This window comes from Ideonella flava, from assembly GCF_051857595.1.
Classification (GTDB): Bacteria; Pseudomonadota; Gammaproteobacteria; order Burkholderiales; family Burkholderiaceae_C; genus Ideonella.
Genome location: NZ_JBPZHD010000018.1, coordinates 50,926 through 69,862, shown reverse-complemented (window position 1 = coordinate 69,862; position 18,937 = coordinate 50,926). Strand labels below are relative to the sequence as shown.

The following is an 18,937-nucleotide window of genomic DNA, read 5'->3' as shown; positions in this document are numbered from 1 at the left end:
GGAGGTGGGTGGCCCATGGCCGTTGGCAAGGAGAACCATCCTTCCCCGTTCGGCCTGAGCCTGTCGAAGGCTGGGTGGCGTGCGCGCTCACCTTTCGACAAGCTCAAGGCCAACGGAGTGGAGGCGCGCCCGGGGCTTGTCGAAGGCCCGGTGACGGATGCCGTTCACTTTTCGACAGGCTCAAGGCGAACGGGGATGGGGAGGTGGGTGGCCCATGGCCGTTGGCAAGGAGAACCATCCTTCCCCGTTCGGCCTGAGCCTGTCGAAGGCTGGGTCGCGTGCGCGCTCACCTTTCGACAAGGTCAAGGCGAACGGAGTGGAGGTGCGCCGGGGCTTGTCGAAGGCCCCGTGGTGCATGCCGTTCACCTTTCGACAGGCTCAAGGCGAACGGGGATGGGGAGGTGGGTGGCCCATGGCCGTTGGCAAGGAGAACCATCCTTCCCCGTTCGGCCTGAGCCTGTCGAAGGCTGGGTGGCGTGCGCGCTCACCTTTCGACAAGCTCAAGGCCAACGGAGTGGAGCCGCGCCCGGGGCTTGTCGAAGGCCCGGTGACGGATGCCGTTCACCTTTCGACAGGCTCAAGGCGAACGGGGGATGGTGACGAACCATCCTTCCCCGTTCGGCCTGAGCCTGTCGAAGGCTCCGCTCTCAGCTCCCGAAGATGTCGCTCGCGTCCAGGTTGCCCACGTTGGTGCCGAGCAGCTTGATCTCCATGTCGATCGTCCCGTCGCCGTTGATGTCCACCAGCAGCACCGAGTCGCTGGCCGTCAGGCCGCTGCCGTAGGTGGTGCCGCTGACGGCACGCACCTCGGTGTTGCCGCTGGAGGTGAAGGCGTTGCTGCCGCGGAAGGCAAGCGTGCCCTGCACCACGCCCAGCAGGTAGATCTGGTCGACGGCGGTGGTGCCGGTGCCGGCGTTGAAGCCGGTGATCGTGTCGGCCGAGGAGCCGGTGCCCGATTCGCTCGCGGCCTTGAACAGGATCTTGTCGACCCCGCCGCCGGCGGTGATCGCGTCGATGCCGTCCTTGGCCCAGACGGTGGTGTTGCCGCCGCGCAGGACGATGGTGTCCGCCCCGGTGGAGCCCACCACGCTGTCGACCGCCGAGACGGAGATCGAGCCGGCCGCGAGCATGGTCACCGTGTCGCTGCCGGCCGAGCCGGTGACCGACTCGACGCCCGACACCCCGACGCTCCCCGCCGCCAGCATCGTGAGGCTGTCGGTGCCGGTCGTGCCGAGAACCGTCTCGACGCCCGAGATCTTCAGCACCCCGGCGGCGCCGAGGGTGATGACGTCGGTGCCGGTGGTGCCGGTGACCTGCTCTATGCCCGATACCGTGAGGCTGCCCGCCGCCAGCATCACCAGCGCGTCGCCCGTGCCGGTGGTGCCGATGACCGATTCGACGCTGCTCACCTTGAGCGTGCCGCCGGTCAGCAGGGTGACGGTGTCGCTGCCGGTCGAGCCGAGGACCGACTCGATGGCGCCCACCTTCAGCGTGCCGGCCGCCAGCATCGTGACGCTGTCGGTCGTGCCCGTGGTGCCGGTGACGCTCTCGATGCCGCTCACCCGCACCGCGCCGCCTACCTGCAAGGCGATGCTGTCGGTGGCGGCGGTGGTGCCCAGTACGGTCTCGACGAGGCCGACGTGCACCGTGCCGGCGCCGATCAGTTGCAGCACGTCGGTCGCGCCGGTGGTGCCGAGCACGGTCTCGATGGCGCTGGTCGCGACGCTGCCGCTGAGCATGACGACCGAATCGGTGGCGGCCGTGGTGCCGATCACCGTCTCTACGCCGGACACGCGCAAGGCACCGGTGGCCGCCAGGGTGACCACGTCGGTGCCGGTGGAGCCGATGACGCTGTCGATCTTGTTGATCGTCAGCGAGCCGGCGGCCAGCATGGTCACGGTGTCGGTGAGGGCGGTGGTGCCGGTCACGCTCTCGATCGACGAGACACGCAGGTTGCCGGCGGCCAGCATCGTCACGCTGTCGGTGCCGGTACTGCCGAGCACACTCTCGACGCCGTTGACCACCAGGCCGCCCGCGGCCAGCAGCGTGACCACGTCGGTCGTGAAGGTGGTGCCGGTCACCGTCTCGATGGCCGAGACCTTGACGCTCGCGCCCGCCGCGCCGCGCAGGGCCAGCACGTCGGTGCCCGAGGATCCGATGACCGATTCCACGCCCGAGGTCGACAGGCTGCCCGCGGCCAGCATCTGCACGATGTCGAGCGAGCCGGTCGATCCGTTGACCGATTCGACCGCCGAGACCTTCAGCGTGCCGCCGGCCAGCAGGGTCACGGCATCGGCGCCGGTGCTGCCCACCACCGAATCGACCGCCGACACGGCCACGGTGCCGGCGCCCAGCAGGCGCAGCACGTCGGTCGCGGCGGTGGTGCCGACGACCGTCTCGACCAGCGAGGTGGCCAGCGTGCCGGTGGCCAGCATGGAGATCACATCGGTGCCGGTCGAGCCGGTGACGGTCTCCACCGCCGACAGGTCGATCGACGAGGCGGCCAGCAGCGTGATGGCATCGGTGGTGCCGGTCGAGCCGATGACCGACTCGATCGCCGAGATGCCGGTCGCGCTGGTGTCGGACAACAGGTTCAGCGTGTCGCTCTGGCCGGTGGTGCCGATGACGCTGGCCACGGCCCGCGTCGTCAGGCTGCCCTCCTGGCGCATGGTGACCACCTCGCCGGCGAGCGTGGTGCCGAGCACCGTCTCGACGTCGGAGACGGCCACCGCGCCGGCGGCCAGCAGGGTGACCACGTCGCTGGTGTCCAGCGTGCCGGTGACGCTTTCGATGGCCGAGACGGCGAGCGAGCCGGTGGCCAGCATGGTGACGCTGTCGCCGGCGCCGGTGGTGCCGAGCACCGTGTCGACGCTGGAGACCTGCAGCGCACCCGAGGCCGCCAGGGTGACGACCTCGACGCTGCCGCCCAGGCCGTAGACCGTCTCGACCGCGGACACGCGCAGCGCGCCGCCGGCGAGCAGGTTGACCTGGTCGCTGCCGGTGCTGCCGACGACGGTGTCGACGGCACTCACGCTCACGGTGCCCGCGTCGAGCAGCGTCAGCGCATCGGTCACGGCGGTGGTGCCGATCACGGTGGCGACGTCGCTCGTCTTGAGCGTGCCGGTGGCGAGCAGGGTGACCACGTCGCCGGCCGCGCCGGTGCCGAGCACCGTCTCGATGGCCGAGACGCCCACCGCGCCAGCGGTCAGCAAGGCCACGATGTCGGCCGCGCCGGTGGTGCCTATCACCGACTCGACGCCCGAGACCGTCAAGCGGCCGGCGGCCAGCAGGGTCGCGACGTCGGTGGTGGCGGTGGAGCCGATCAGCGTCTCGACGGCCGAGACCTTGACGTTGCCCGCCGCCAGCAGCGTGACGACGTCCTGCGTGCCGGCCGAGCCGACGACCGATTCGACGGCCGAGACGCCGAGCGCGTCGCCGGTCAGCATGCGAACGGTGTCGAGGCCGCTGGATCCGGTGACGCTCTCGATGTCGGACACCGACAGCGATCCGGCCGTCAGCATCGTGACCTTCTCGGTGCCGGCGGCCGTGCCCATCACCGACTCGACACCCGAGACGGCCAGCGTCCCGCCGCCGACCATCGTGGCCACGTCAGTGACCGCGGTGGTGCCCAGCAGGGTCTCCACGGCGCTCAGCGCGACCGAGCCGGTGGCCAGCATGCGCACCACGTCGGTGGTGGCGGTGGAGCCGGTGACGGTGTCGATCGCCGAGACGGCCAGCGTGCCGCCGTTGAAGCTCACCACGTCGACCGCGGTGGTGCCCAGCACGCTCTCGACCGCCGAGACGTCGAGCTCGCCGCCGCCGCGCAGGGTGACGGCATCGGCGCCGGTCGAGCCGCGCACCGATTCGACGCCCTGCACGACGACCGTGCCGGCCGCCAGCAGGCGGACCTCGTCGCTGGTGTCGCCCGCGCCGGTCACCGTCTCGATGCCGGACACCTCGACGGTGGCCGAGTCGAGCAGCGTCAGGGCGTCGGTGAGGCCGGCGGTGCCGACCACGCGTTCGAAGCCGCTGGCGGCGATGGCGCCGCCGGCCAGCAGGGTCAGCACCTCGGCCGTGGCCGTGGTGCCGATCGCGGTCTCGACGCCGGAGACGGCCAGCGCCGCGGCGCTGCCGGAGTCGGTGACGGTGACCACGTCGGTGCCGGCCGAGCCGAGCACGGTGTCGACCTCGCTCACGCTGATGCTGCTGGCGACCAGCAGGCTCAGCACGTCGGTGGTGCCGGTGGTGCCGGTGACCGAGTCGATGGCCGAGACGGCCACCGTGCCCGCGGCCAGCAGGGTGAGCGAGTCGCCCGCCGCCGTGGTGCCGAGCACGGTTTCGACGGCGCTGGTGGCGATGTCGCCGGTGGCGGACATCACCACCACGTCGGCGCCGGTGGAGCCGATGACGCTGTCGACGTCGGACACGGTCAGGCGGCCGGCGGCGAGCAGGCTCAGCACGTCGCCGCTGCCGGCGCCGGTGCCCACGACCGACTCGAAGGCCGAGACCGAGACCGCGCCGCCCGAGAGCAGCGTCAGGACGTCGGCGGTGCCGGTGGTGCCGATGACCTTGGCGACGTCCGACACGGCGATCGCGCCGCCGGCCAGCAGGCTGACCTGGTCGGCGGTGTTGCCGGTGCCGACGACGGTATCGACCGCCGAGACCTTGAGGCTGCCGGTGGCCAGCAGTGTGACGACGTCGCCGGCGTTGCTGGTGCCCACGACGGTTTCCAGTGCCGAGACCGACACGCTGCCGGTGGCGAGCATCGTCAGCGCATCGTTGGTGGCCGTGCTGCCCAGCACCGATTCGACGTTCGAGGTCGCCAGCGTGCCGCCGCCCAGGAGCTGCACGGCATCGGTGGTGGCGGTCGAGCCGAGGATGGACTCGATCGCCGAGACGACCAGTGTCGCGGTGGGTGCCGCCAGCAGGCTCAGCACGTCGGCCGTGCCGGTGGAGCCGGTGACCGTTTCCAGCGCCGAGATGGCGACCGTGCCGCCGACCAGCAGCGTCAGCGACTCGCTGCCGGTGCCGCCGATGACGGTCTCGACGCCCGAGGCGCGCAGCGACTCGCCGGCCGTCAGGCGAACGATGTCGCCCGCGCCGGTGGCGCCGATCACGCTCTCGATGCCGCTGATGTTCAGCGTGCCGTTGGCCAGCATGGTCACGGCGTCGGCCGTGCCGGTGCCGCCGACGATGCTGTCGACGCCCGAGACGGCGATCACCGATTGGCCGCCGGCGAGGGTGACCGTGTCGGTGCCGGTCGTGCCCAGCACGGTGTCGACGCCGCTCACCGCGAGGCTGCCCGCGGTGCCCAGGGTCAGCACGTCGGCACCCGTGGAGCCGACGACCGATTCGATGGCCGAGACCCAGGTGCTGCCCGCGCCGAGAAGGGTCAGCGTGTCGGCCGTGCCGGTGCCGCCCACCACGCTGTCGATCGCCGAGGCGGCGATGGCCGATTGGGTGCCGAGCAGGCGCACGATCTCGGTCGCCGAGGCGTTGCCGAGCACCGTCTCCACGTCGCTGACGCGCAGGGTGCCGCCGCTGGACAAGGTGACCACGTCGGTGCCCGTGGTGCCCACCAGCGTTTCGAGGCCCGAGACGCTGACGGTGGCGGAGGCGCCGCCCAGCGTCACCACGTCGGTGCCGGTCGAGCCGAGGATGGATTCGAAGGCCGAAGCGGTGAGGGTGCTGGCCGCGAGAAGGCTCAGCACCTCGCCGGTGGCGGTGGTGCCGATGACGCTGTCGATGGCGGACACGGCGATCGAGCCGGCCGCGAGCAGCGTGACCGATTCGGTCGTGTCGGTGGTGCCGATGACGGTGTCGACGGCGCTGACGCGCAGGCTGTCGCCGGCGTTGGCCAGGCGCACGACTTCGGTCAGTGCGGCGCTGCCGGTCACGCTCTCGATGGCCGAGACGCTGACCGTGCCGGCCGCCAGCAGCGCCAGGGCGTCGGCGCTGCCGGTGGTGCCGGTTACGCTGTCGACGGCCGAGGTGGCGAGGTTGCCGCCGGCCAGCATCTGTACGCTGTCGGTGACGCCCGTCTGGCCGATCACGGTGTTGATGTCGGACACGGCCAGGCTGCTGCCTGAAGCGAGCGTGACGACTTCGGTTAACGTGGCCGAGCCCAGCACGCTGGCGACATCGCTGACCTTCAGCGCGCCGGCGGCCAGCATGGTGACGGCCTCGCCATTGGCGCTGCCGACGACCGACTCGACGCCCGAGACCTCGATCGAGCTGCCGTCCAGCACCCGCACCACGTCGGTGGCCGCGGCGGAGCCCAGCACGCGCTCGACGGCGCTGACGGCGATGGTGCCGGTGGACAGCATGTTGACGACGTCGCTGCCGGTCGAGCCGAGCACGGTCTCGACGCGGCTGACGGCCAGCGTGCCGGCGGCCAGCATCGTGGCCACGTCGGTGGCGGTGGAGCCGATCAGGGTGTCGACGCCGGAGACGGCGAGCGAGCCGCCGAAGATCATCGTCACCGACTCGCTGGTGCCGGTGGTGCCGGTGACCGTCTCAAAGCGCTGGACGGAGATCGCGCCGCCGGCCAGCAGGTTCAGCACGTCGTCGGTGTCGGTGGTGCCAATGGCGGTCTCGACCGCGCTCACCGCCAGCGTGCCCGGGGTGGTCATGGTGACGATGTCGGCCACGCCGCTGGAGCCGAGCACGGTCTCCACATCGCTGGCCACCAGGCTGCCGGCGGCCAGCATGCGGACCACGTCGGTGCCGGTCGAGCCGGTGACGCTGTCGATGGCCGAGACGGCCAGGGTGCCGGCGTTCAGCAGCGTGGCAGCGTCGGTGGTGGCGGTGGTGCCGATCAGGGTCTCGATGTCGCTGACCTCGACCTGCGCCGCGCCCATCAGCGTGATGACGTCGGTGCCGGTGGAGCCGGTGATGGTCTCCAGGCGGCTGACGTGCACGCTGTTGGCGTACAGCATGGTGAGCGAATCGCTAGAGCCGGTGGTGCCGATGACGGTGTCTATGCGGCTGGTGGCCAGTGAGCCGCCGGCCAGCATGGTCACCGACTCGGCGGCGGAGGTGCCGACGACGGTGTCGATGTCGGACACGCTGTAAAGGCCGGTGGCCAGCAGCGAGACGACCTCGACCGAATCGGCGCTGCCGAGCACGCTCTCGACGCCGGTGACGGCGAGGTTGCCGCCGTTGTCCATGCGGACCACGTCGGCGCCGGTGGAGCCGATGACGCTCTCCACGTCGGAGATGCCCACCGTGCCGGCAGCGAGCAGCTTGACGACGTCGGTGGTGTCGGTGGTGCCGACCACGCTGGCCAGCGAGCTGACGTTCAGCGTGCCGGTGGCGAGCATCGTGACGACGTCGCTCGTCTGGCCGGTGCCGACGACGGTGTCGACGGCCGAGACCGACAGCGCGCCGGTGGTGCGCAGGGTGACTATGTCGACGCCGGTGGTGCCGACGACGGTCTCGATGTCGGACACCTTGAGGCCGCCCGCGGCCAGCAGGGTGATGACGTCGTCGGTCGCGGCGCTGCCGGTGGCGCTCTCGATGCCGCTGACGGCCAGCGTGCCGCCGTTGGCGAGCGTCACCGCGTCGGTGGTGCCGAGCGTTCCCAGCACGCTTTCGATCGCGTCGACCTCGACGTTGCCGCCGGTCAGCAGCTGCAGCACGTCGGCGGTGCCGGTGCTGCCGATCACGCTGGCGACGCGGGAGACCGACAGGGTCACGTCGTCGGTCAGCTGGGTGACCACGTCGCCCGCGTTGCCGGTGCCCAGCACGGTGTCGACGCCGCTGACGGCGAGGGCCTCGCTGGCCAGCAGGCGAACCGCATCCGCGCCGGTGGTGCCGATGACGCTGGCCACCGAGGACACGGCGACCGTGCCCGCGGCCAGCAGGGTGACCTCGTCGGTCGATTCGCCGGTGCCGCGCACCGTCTCGACCTGGCTCACGGCCAGGCTGCCGGTGGTGAGCAGGGTGACCACGTCGGTGCTGCCCAGGCCGCCGACGAGGGTCTCGACGTCGGACAGGGCGATGCTGCCGCTGGTCAGCAGGTTGATCTGGTCGGCGGTGCCGGTCGAGCCGATGACCGTCTCGACGGCCGACATCGAGACCGTGCCTTCGGTGCCGAGGGTGACGATGTCGCCCGCGGCGGTGGAGCCGATGACCGTCTCGAAATCGGAGACGGTGACCTCGCCCGCGGCCAGCAGGTGCAGCGCATCGCTGGTGCCGGTGGACCCGGTGACGCTTTCCACGTCCTGCGTGGACAAGCTGCCGCTGGCGCCGAGCGTCACGCTGTCGGCCAGGTCGGCCGAGCCGAGCACGGTCTCGACGGCGCTGACGGTCAGAGCGGTCGCATCGCCCATGGTGACCACGTCGGTGCCGGCGCTGCCTTGCACCGACTCGATGCCGGCCACCGACAGGCTGCCGGAGGTCATCAACTGGACTTCGTCGGCGGTGCCGGCCGAGCCGATGACGCTTTCGACGGCGGAGACCTGCAGCGTGCCGTCGGTCAGCAAGGTGGCCTCATCGGCCGTGCCGGTGGTGCCCAGCAGGACGTCGACATCGCTGACCGAGATCGCGCCGGCTTCCAGCATCTGCACCGTGTCGGCAGTGCCGCCGGCGCCGGTGACGCTCTCGACCGCGCTCACCGCCAGGGTGGTGTCGCTCTGGAGCTGGGTGACGCTGTCGTTGGTGGCCGAGGAGCCGACCAGCGTGGCGACCGACGAGACGCTCAGGCTGCCGCCGGCGAGCATGGTGACGACGTCGCCGCTGCCCGAGCCGATGACGGATTCGACATCGCTCACCGACAGGCTGCCGGTCACGTCCAGGGTGACGGTGTCGTCGGTCTCGGTGCTGCCGAGGACCGACTCGACGCCGCTCACGTGCAACGCCGTGTTGGTCATCATCGTGACCGCGTCGGCGCCGGTGGAGCCGACCACGCTCTCGATGTCGCTCACCGCGACCGCGCCGGCCACGGTGAGCCGGATGATGTCGGTGCCGCCGCTCTGGCCGGTGACGCTCTCGACGCCGCCGATGGCCACGTCGGCGCTGGTGTCCAGCAGCGTGACGGCGTCGTCGGTGGCGTTGGAGCCGGTGATGGTCTCGAAGTCGGAGACCTCGATGCTGGCGCTGTGCAGCAGGGTCAGCGCGTCGGTGGTGGCGGTGCTGCCCAGGGCGGTCTCGACGTCGCTCACGGCGAGGCTGCCGCCGGTGAGCTGTGTGACCACGTCGGTGCCGGCTGAGCCGAGCACGCTGTCGATGGCCGAGACGGAGATCGTCGCGTCGGTCAGCAGGCTCAGCACTTCGACGCCGGTGCTGCCGGTGACGGTCTCGACGTCGCTGACCGAGAGGTTGCCGGCGCCCATGGCCAGCACGTCGGTGCCGGTCGAGCCGAGCACCGAGTCGATGTTCGACACGCTCGTCGTGGAGGCATCGGTCAGGGTGACGATCTCGACCGCGTTGGCGGCGCCGATCAGCGACTCCACGCCGCTGGACACGGTGATGCTGCCGCCGCCCAGGAGCGTGACGCGATCGGTGCCGCTGCTGCCCGTCAGGCTCTCGACGCCGGACAGGGTGATGCTGCCGCCGCCGAGCAGGGTGACTTCGTCGGTCGTGCCGGCGGCGCCGATCAGGGTCTCGACGTCGGACACGGCGACCGTGGCCGAGGCGAGCAGGGTGACGGTGTTGGTGCCGCCCGAGCCGAGCACGGTCTCGACATCGGTGATGGCGATGGTGCCCGCCGCCAGCAGGGTCAGCTCGTCGGTGGTGGCGGTCGAGCCGACCACGCTCTCGACGCTGCTCACCGCATGCGAGCCGCTGTCTTCGAAGGTCACGGTGTCCACCGAGCCGGTCGCGCCGAGCACGGTCTCGACATCGCTGACCTGCACGCTGCCGCCACCGGCCAGGCTCAGCACATCGCTGGTGCCGGTGGAGCCGACGACGCTTTCGACGGCCGAGGTGGCCAGCGTCGCGCTGCCCATGGTGACCTGGTCGCTGCCGGTCGAGCCGATCACGGTGGCGATGCTGCTCACCTCGATCGTCGCGCCGTTGCCGAGCAGGCTCAGCACGTCGGCGGTGCCGCCGGTGCCGACCACCGATTCCACGCCCGACACGGCGAGCGCGCCGCTGGCCGCCAGGGTGATGACGTCGGTGGTGTCGGTCGAGCCGATGACGGTGTTGACGTTGGCGACCGACAGCGCGGCGCCGGTGCCGACGACGCTGACGACCTCGACCGCGCCGGTGCTGCCGACGATGCTGTCGACGTCCGAGACCGAGACCGTGCCGCCGCCGATCAGCGTCAACACGTCGGTCGTGCCGGTGGTGCCGACCACGCTCTCGATGGCCGAGGTGGCGACCGCGGCGCTGGCCATGGTCAGGGTGTCGGTGCCGGTGGAGCCGAGCACGGTGGCCACGTCGCTCACGGTGACGGTGGCGCCGTTGCCACCGAGCGTGACCACGTCGGTGGCCTGGCCGGTGCCGGTGATGGATTCGATGCCCGAGACCTTCAGGGCGCCGGTGGCCAGCAGGGTGACCTCGTCGGTGGTGTCGGTGGTGCCGATGACGGTGTCGACGGCGCTCACGGCGACGGTGCCGGTGGTGCCCAGCGTGATCGATTCGATCAGGCCGGTGGAACCGATGACGGTCTCCACGTCGGAGACCGTGACCGCGCCCGCGGCCAGCAGCGTCAGCGCATCGGTGCTGCCGGTCGAGCCGACGACGGTCTCGACGCCGGAGGTGGCCAGCGTTGCGCTGGCCATGGTGACGACGTCGGTGCCGGTGGAGCCCAGCACCGTCGCCAGGTCGCTGACCGTGACGGTGGCGCCGTTGCCCAGCAGCGTGGCGATGTCGCCCGCGAGGCCGGTGCCGGTGATGGATTCGATGGCCGAGACCTTGATCGCGCCGCTGGCCAGCAGGGTGACTTCGTCGGTGGTGTCGGTGGTGCCGACGACGGTGTCGACCGCATTGACGGCGATGGTGCCGGTGGTCAGCAGCGTGACCACCTCGGTCAGGCCGCTGCCGCCGATGACGGTGTCGACGTCGCTGACCTTCACCGTTCCCGAGGCCAGGAGGCTGAGCACGTCGGTGGTGTCGGTGGTGCCGATCACGGACTCGACGGCGGAGGTCGCCAGGCTGCCGGTGGTCAGCATGGTGACCGCGTCGGTCGTGCCGGTGCCGCCGATGACGGTGTTGATGTCGGAGACGGCGAGCGTGGCGCCGCCGATCATCCGCAGGACTTCGATGTTCGAAGACGAGCCGAGGACCGAGGCCACGTCGGACACGCGCACGGTGCCGGCCGAGCCGAGGGTGACGATGTCGCCCGTGCCGCCGGTGCCGGTGACGGTCTCGATGCCGGAGACCCACAGCGCGCCGGTGGTGGCGAGCGTGACCGCGTCGGTGGCGCCGGTGGTGCCGATGACGGAGTCGACGTCCGACAAGCTGATGGCGCCCGCGGCCAGCAGCTGGACCACGTCGGTGGTGTCGGTGGTGCCGGTGACGGATTCGACGCCCGAGACCTTGACGGTGCCGGTGGCCAGCATCGTCAGGCTGTCGGTGCCGGTGGAGCCGAGCACCGAGTCGATGTCGCTGATGCTCATCGCACCGGCGGCCAGCATCTGCAGCACCTCGGCCTGAGCGGTGGCGCCGATGACGGTGTCCACGCCCGAGACCTTGACGGTGCCGGCCGACAGCAGGTTGACGATGTCGGTGGTGGCGGTGGTGCCGATGACCGAGTCCATCGCCGAGACCGAGACGGTGCCGGTGGCGAGCATCGTCAGCGCATCGGTGGTGGCGGTGGTGCCGACGACGGTGTCGATGTCGCTGGTGGCGATGGAACCGGTGGCCAGCAGGGTGACGGCTTCGGTGGTGTCGGTGGTGCCGATGACCGTCTCGACGCGGCTGACCGCGAGCGAGCCGGCGGTGCCCAGCGTGAGCACGTCGGTGCCGGTGGAGCCGATGACCGAATCGATGTCGCTGATGGTGACCGAGGAGGCGGCCAGCAGCGTGAGGGTGTCGGTGCCGGTGGTGCCGGTGACGGAGTCGATGGCCGAGACGGCCAGCGAGCCGGCGGCCAGCATCGTGACCGCCTCGGTGGTGTTGGTGGTGCCGATGACGGTGTCGATGGCCGACACCGAGATCGAGTCGCCGGCATTGGCCAGCGTGACGGCCTCGATGGCGGTGCTGCCCAGCACCGATTCGACGGCGGACACGCTCATCGAGCCGGCGGCCAGCATCTGCACCACGTCGGTGGTGTCGGTGGAGCCGGTGACGGATTCGACGCTGGAGACGGCGACCGTGCCGGTGGCCAGCATCGTCAGCGCATCGGTGCCGGTGCTGCCGAGCACGCTGTCCACGTCGCTGATGGACAAGGTGCTCGCGGCCAGCAGGCTCAGCACGTCGGTGGTGTCGGTGGTGCCGATCACCGATTCGACGGCGCTGACAGCCAGGCTGCCGGTGGTCAGCATGGTGACCGCGTCGGTGGCACCGGTGCCGCCGATGACGGTGTTGATATCGGAAACGGCGAGCGCCGAGCCGCCGATCATCCGCAGGACTTCGGTGTTCGACGAGGAACCCAGCACGGTGGCCACGTCGGACACGCGGACGGTGCCGGCCGAGCCCAGGGTGACGATGTCGCCGGTGCCGCCGGTGCCGGTGACGGTCTCGATGCCCGAGACCCACAGCGCGCCGGTGGTGGCGAGGGTGACCGCATCGGTGGCGCCGGTGGTGCCGATGACGGAGTCGACGTCCGACACGCTGATGGCGCCTGCGGCCAGCAACTGGACCACGTCGGTGGTGTCGGTGGTGCCGGTGACGGATTCGACGCCCGAGACCTTGACCGTGCCGGTGGCCAGCAGGGTCAGGCTGTCGGTGCCGGTGGAGCCGAGCACCGAGTCGATGTCGCTGATGCTCATCGCCCCGGCGGCGAGCATCTGCAGCACCTCGGCCTGGGCGGTGGCGCCGATGACGGTGTCCACGCCCGAGACCTTGAGCGAGCCGGCGGACAGCACGTTGACGATGTCGGTCGTCGCGGTGGTGCCGATGACGGAGTCCATCGCCGAAACCGAGACGGTGCCGGTGGCCAGCATCGTCAGCGCGTCGGTGGTGGCGGTGGTGCCGACGACGGTGTCGATGTCGCTGGTGGCGATGGAGCCGGTGGCCAGCAGGGTGACGGCTTCCGTCGTGTCAGTGGTGCCGATGACGGTCTCGACGCGGCTGACGGCGAGCGAGCCGGCGGTGCCGAGCGTCAGCACGTCGGTGCCGGTGGAGCCAATGACCGAGTCGATGTCGCTGATCGTGACCGTCGATGCGGCCAGCAGCGTGAGGGTGTCGGTGCCGGTGGTGCCGGTGACCGAGTCGATGGCCGAGACGGCCAGCGAGCCGGCGGCCAGCAGGGTGACCGCTTCGGTGGTGTTGGTGGTGCCGATGACGGTGTCGATGGCCGACACCGAGATCGAGTCGCCGGCGTTGGCCAGCGTGACGGCTTCGACGGCGGTGGTGCCCAGCACCGACTCGACCGCGGAGACGCTCATCGAGCCCGCGGCCAGCATCTGCACCACGTCGGTGGTGTCGGTCGACCCCGTGACGGATTCCACGCCCGACACGGCCAGCGTGCCGGTGGCCAGCATGGTCACGGCATCGGTGGTGTCGGTCGAGCCGATGACGGTGTCGATGTCGCTGACCGACATGGAGCCGCCGGCCAGCATGGTGAGCACATCGGTGCCGGTGGTGCCGAGCACGGTCTCGACGCCGCTGACCGACATGCTGCCGCTGGCGAGCATGCTGAGCACGTCGGTGCCGGTGGAGCCGACGACCGTCTCGATGCTGGAGACGTAGACCGTGCCGCTGTTGGCGGCATTCAGCGTGACGGCGTCGGTGCCGGTCGATCCGATCACGGTCTCGATGTCGCTGATGGCGATGCTGCCACCCGTGCCGAGCAACGTGAGCACATCGGTCGTGGCGGTGGTGCCGCCGATGCTGCTGACGTTGCCGTTGATCACGACACCGTTGATATCGACCGAATCGTACATGGAGGCTCCGAAGGTTCTGGTGACCCCGTCGAGGGGGCAGGGCGCCTGGCCGGCCAGGTCGCCTCGAGGGGCGTGAAGGAGTTGGCGTTCTGTAGCCCGGCGGTGCGAAACAGGTGGCTCGCACTTTTCGGGCGTCGTCGGGATTTCGGCCCGGGCTGGCAGGCCTTTAAGGTCGGCAGGCCCCGTTTATCAGGCCTTATTTCTCGATAGGCAGACGCATGGCAGCTCTACCCTGCCCGGGGTCTGAGTGCCCTGCCTGCCCTGGGTGGGCGCACTGCAATGCCGGACACCCGCCTGATGAACCGAACCGCCTCGCCCCCACGCCCAGCCCTCCGCCGCCGCGATGGCGCCGTCGCCCACGCACTGGCCGGCGAGTCGCGCGCCCTGGCGGCCTGCGGCCTTTTCAGCGGCGTGTCCAGCGTCCTGCTGCTCGTGCCCTCGGTGTATTCGATGCAGATTTACGACCGCGTGCTGTCCAGCCGACATGGCGTCACGCTGCTGGCGCTGACGGCGATCGCGCTGGCCTTGTACGGCCTGCTCGCGGCGCTCGACTGGGCGCGCGGCGAGCTGATGGTGGTGGCCGGCATGCGGCTCGACGAGCGCCTGCGCCAGCCGGTCTACGACGCGGCGCTGGGACGGCCCGGTGCGGGTGCGTTGGCCAGCAACGCGGCGCTGGCCGATCTCGCGACGGTGCGCCAGTTCATTTCCGGACCGGCGCTGCATGCGCTGTTCGACCTGCCGTGGCTGCCGCTGATGGCGGCGGCCGCGACCTTGCTGCATCCCTGGCTCGGGGCCTACGTGCTGGGCGCGACGCTGCTGCTGGCCACCCTCACCTGGCTCAGTGAATGGCGCAGCGCCGCGCCGCTGGGCCGCGCCAGCATTGAAGGCGTGCTGGCCCAGCAAGGCCTGGCCGAGACGGCGCGCCATGCCGAGACGGTCCGCGCGCTGGGCATGCAGGCGCCGCTGCGCGAGCGCTGGACGCGCCGCCACCTGGCGATGCTGGGCTGGCAGGCGAGGGCCAGCCAGGCGGCCGAAACGCTGGGGGCGGGCACGCGCTTCGCCCGCATGGCGCTGCAGTCCATGGTTTTCGCGATCGGCGCCTGGCTGACGCTGGACGGCGAGCTGTCGGCCGGCGGCATCTTCGCCGTCTCGCTCATCGTCGGCCGTGCGCTGGGCCCGGTCGAGCAGGTGCTCAACCTCTGGCGCCAGCTGGTGCAGGTGCGTGGCGCCTGGGACCGGCTGGACGCGCTGCTGCACGAGGCCGGCACCGCCGCGCCCCGCATGGCACTGCCCGCGCCGCAAGGTCATCTCACGGTGAACCAGGTCTCGGCGCTGGCCCCGGGCTCGCTGCCGGGCCAGGGCCGGCCGGTGCTGGTGGGCGTCTCCTGCGCCGCCATGCCGGGCGACATCGTCGGCGTGATCGGGCCCAGCGGCTCGGGCAAGTCGACGCTGGGCCGCCTGCTCATCGGGCTGGAGGCACCGGCCGCGGGCCAGGTGCGGCTGGACGGCGCCGAGCTTTCGCAATGGCCGCGCGAGGCGCTGGGCCCCTTCATCGGCTACCTGCCGCAGGCGGTGGACCTGATGGAAGGCACCGTCGCCGAGAACATCGCCCGCTTCGGGCCCATCGATGCCGAGAAGATCGTGGCCGCGGCACGCGCTGCCGGCGTGCACGACCTGGTGCTCAAGCTGCCGCAGGGCTACGACACGCCCCTCGGGCCGGACGGCGCGGGCTTGTCCGGCGGCCAGAAGCAGCGTGTCGCGCTGGCCCGGGCGTTGCATGGCGAGCCGCGGCTGGTCGTGCTCGACGAACCCAATGCCAACCTGGATGCCGACGGCGAAGCCGCACTGCACACCGCGCTGATCGGCCTGAAGGCGCGCGGCGCCACGGTGTTCGTCATCACCCAGCGCAACGGCGTGCTGGGCCTGGCCGACAAGCTGCTGGTGCTGCAGGAAGGCACCGCGCTGGCCTTCGGGGCCAAGCAGGAGGTGCTCGCGCGCTTCGGGGCGGCGCCCTCGCCGCAGCAGCCCGTGGCTCGCTCGAACGCGGCGGAGGCGGCATGAACGAGACCCGAACCTTGAACCCGACCGACCTCGGCGCACCGCCGCTCCCGCTGGACTTGCAGCGTCCTCTGCGCTTCGGCCTCGTGGCCCTGGCCCTCGGAGTCGCGGCATTGCTGGGCTGGGCCACGGCCGTGCCGCTGGCCGAAGGCGTGCCGGCCGACGGGATCGTGAAGACCGAAGGCAGCCGCCGCAACCTGCAGCACGCCCGCGGCGGCATCGTGCGAGAGATCCTGGTGCGGGACGGCGACGTCGTGCGTGCCGGCCAGCCGCTGCTGAAGCTGGACGACGGCGACGTGCAGGCCCGGCTCGGCATCGTCGATGCCCGCTGGTGGCCGGCCCTGGCCACCGAGGCCCGCCTGCTCGCCGAGCGCGACGGGCATGACCACATCGTCTATCCGTCGGCCCTGCGCGAGGCCCGGGAGCCGGCCGCAGCCGAGGCGATGGCCGCGCAGCAACGGCTGTTCGAGGCCCGGCGCTCGGCGATGGCGCAGGATGAAGCGGCGCAGCGCGCGGCGATGGATTCTCTGCGCGCCTACGGCAGCGGACTGAAGGACCAGACCGGCTCGCGCGAGGACCAGATCCGCTCGCTCGAAGAGGAACTCAAGACCTGGCGCGAGCTGCAGGAGAAGGGCTACGTGGCCCGCGCCCGGCTGTTCGAGATCGAACGCAACCTGATGGCGCTCAAGGGCCAGCGCAGCCAGGACCTGGGCACGCTGTCCCGCGTGGACGGCAGCGTCCTCGAGGCCGAGGCCAAGCGCTCGCAGCGGCAATCCGAGCTGCGGCGCGACATCGAGACCCAGCTGAGCGAGGTCCAGTCCCGCATCGCCGAGCTGCGCGAACAGCGCTCGGCCGTGCAGGACGAGCTGGCGCGCTGCATCCTCGCCGCACCGGTGGACGGCACGGTGGTCGATCTGGCCGTGCACACCGTGGGCGGCGTGGTGAGCGGTGGACAACGCCTGCTCGACGTCGTGCCTGCGCATGAAGCGCTGCTCGTCGAGGCCCAGGTGCCCGTGCGCCTGGCGGATGGCCTGTCCAACGGCCTGGCCGCCCAGGTGCGCTTCACCTCGCGCGACCAGCGCCTGACCAAGCCGGCGTTGGGCGAGGTGGTCTACGTGGCCGCCGACCGCAGCGCCGACGCGATGAATCCCGAGGGCTGGTACCTGGTCAAGGTGAAGGTCTCGCCGGAGGCCTTGCGCGAGGCCGGCGTACCCGCGCTGCAGCCCGGCATGCCGGCGCAGGTGCTCGTCTCCACCGGCCAGCGGACGATGTTGGCCTACCTCGTCGACCCCCTGACCAAGCGGCTGAACGGCGTGCTGGCCGAACGTTAGCCCGACCTGGCGGCGGCGCTTCTCGTGGGAGGTCGCCGCTTCGCATGGGCGTCGCTGGCCATCGGAGCGTGCCGGCAGGATGGCTCCGATGGAGATTCGGCGATGACGACGACCACGGGCCGTGTCCAAGGCTCGCCGGCGACCCGCGGTCCGGCCGCTGGCGGCGGGCCGGTCGCGCCAGCACCAGCCGCCTCGGCCGGCCGCGCCATTCCCACGCCGCCACCGCTTCCCTCGAGGACGTCATCCCCCGCCGGTCCGATGGCGCCGCGGACCTCGTTCGCTCGGACTGCGGACAGCGAGCCCGGGCCGTCCGCGAGCGGCCTGGATCCTGCGCAACGGCCGCTCGCCGGCTATCTGATGGCGCGGGCGAGCATCGGCCGTCGGGTGGACGACGCCGTCGTCATCGACGAACTGCGCGCCGGCCAGCAGGCCCTGGCGGATGGCATCGCCGCTTTGCACACAGGGCGCGGGAACGTCGTGTCCGACATCGCCGCGAGCGGCGGTGGGTCCTACGTCTGCGTGCAGGTGCAGCGGGACGCCGTCGCATTCCTGAAGCGCTCGGTCACCTACGAGGCCGCCTCCACTTCGCGGCCCACGCCCCTGGCCCGCAGGATGATGGGCCTGACCCAGGCCTGGCCTGCGGGCTTCGCGCGTGACCTCGCCCGCCGGTTCCCGGACGCAGGCGCCGCCGAGCGTGCGCTGGACTACATGACCAAGGCCATCGCCGCGCGCCTGCTCGCCTCGGGCAACTGCGGCGAGCATGCCCGGGTCGTGGCCGATGCCCGGTCACGCCTGCCCGACGCGCCGGCGGCCATCCGCATCGCCCGGTCGGACGCCGTCGACCACGCCTGGGCCGAGGCGCTGGGCACGGCGGGCGAGCTGCGCAGCGACGATGTCATGCTGGACGCCTGGATGCGCACGCCCGCCCACCTGCGCGAGGACTCGCACTTCGGCGACGCCCTCACGCAGACCCGGTTGGAACTGGACGACCCTGTCGCCACGGCCTGGATGGCCAGCGTGATCGATCGCATGTCGACCCAGCTGGAGCACGACACGGCGCTGATCGCCCTGATCCAGCCCGCTGCGGAATTGACCTGGGAGAAGCTCGAAAGCGACGGCGTCGCCGGTGCGGAGGAGTCGGTGCCGATCAACCTCAAGCCGGCGTTCCTGCACGAGGCCTCCGTACAGGCAGCCAGACAGCCGGCCCTGTCGGCCGAGGTCTTGGCCGCCGGAGTCGCCCAATCCCTGGGCCTGCCGGTGGCAGAGTCGGTGCGCGCCGACACCGTTCAGGCGATCCTGCAGGCGCGGGACGAACTGCTTGCGCAGGACGCGCCGACCGACCCCGCGTGGTCGGCATCGCGGCGCGCGTAGCCATCGGGCCCGAGCTGTTGCCCCATGCCCCGCGCCCTGGACTCCTTGCTCTGCTGCTTCCGGCCGCCGCGGGCGGGCCGGGCCGATGCCCATGACGCCCTCGACAGGTCGCGGGCGGAAGCTTCGTCACCGCCGGCTTCAGGCCCGCCGGAAGGACTGCGGCCGTGCGGGCAACCGAACCCG

The 18,937-nt window shown here is 71.4% G+C and carries 4 protein-coding genes; 3 read left to right on the top strand and 1 reads right to left on the bottom strand.

What is annotated here, in order from left to right; genetic code table 11:
* Nucleotides 1-647: 647 nt before the first annotated feature.
* Nucleotides 648-13,994 carry a beta strand repeat-containing protein gene (locus ACS5PM_RS30970; protein ID WP_439391913.1) on the bottom strand — a complete coding sequence of 4,449 codons (13,347 nt, stop codon included), beginning with the start codon at nucleotides 13,992-13,994 and terminating at the stop codon, nucleotides 648-650.
* A gap of 297 nt (nucleotides 13,995-14,291) precedes the next feature.
* Here ACS5PM_RS30970 and ACS5PM_RS30965 point away from each other — a divergent pair, with 297 nt between their 5' ends.
* The 3 genes from ACS5PM_RS30965 to ACS5PM_RS30955 all read left to right on the top strand — a co-directional run bounded on the left by ACS5PM_RS30965 (nucleotide 14,292) and on the right by ACS5PM_RS30955 (nucleotide 18,754).
* The gene (locus tag ACS5PM_RS30965; RefSeq protein ID WP_439391911.1) at nucleotides 14,292-16,055 is read left to right on the top strand and encodes a type I secretion system permease/ATPase; all 1,764 of its coding nucleotides are present in this window, start codon (nucleotides 14,292-14,294) and stop codon (nucleotides 16,053-16,055) included.
* The gene (locus ACS5PM_RS30960) at nucleotides 16,052-17,383 is read left to right on the top strand and encodes an HlyD family type I secretion periplasmic adaptor subunit (RefSeq protein WP_439391910.1); all 1,332 of its coding nucleotides are present in this window, start codon (nucleotides 16,052-16,054) and stop codon (nucleotides 17,381-17,383) included. The genes ACS5PM_RS30965 and ACS5PM_RS30960 overlap by 4 nt, the downstream gene beginning before the upstream one ends.
* Nucleotides 17,384-17,767: 384 nt before the next feature.
* Nucleotides 17,768-18,754: a hypothetical protein gene (locus ACS5PM_RS30955; RefSeq protein WP_439391909.1), complete on the top strand. Its 987-nt coding sequence runs from the start codon at nucleotides 17,768-17,770 to the stop codon at nucleotides 18,752-18,754.
* Nucleotides 18,755-18,937: the final 183 nt, after the last annotated feature.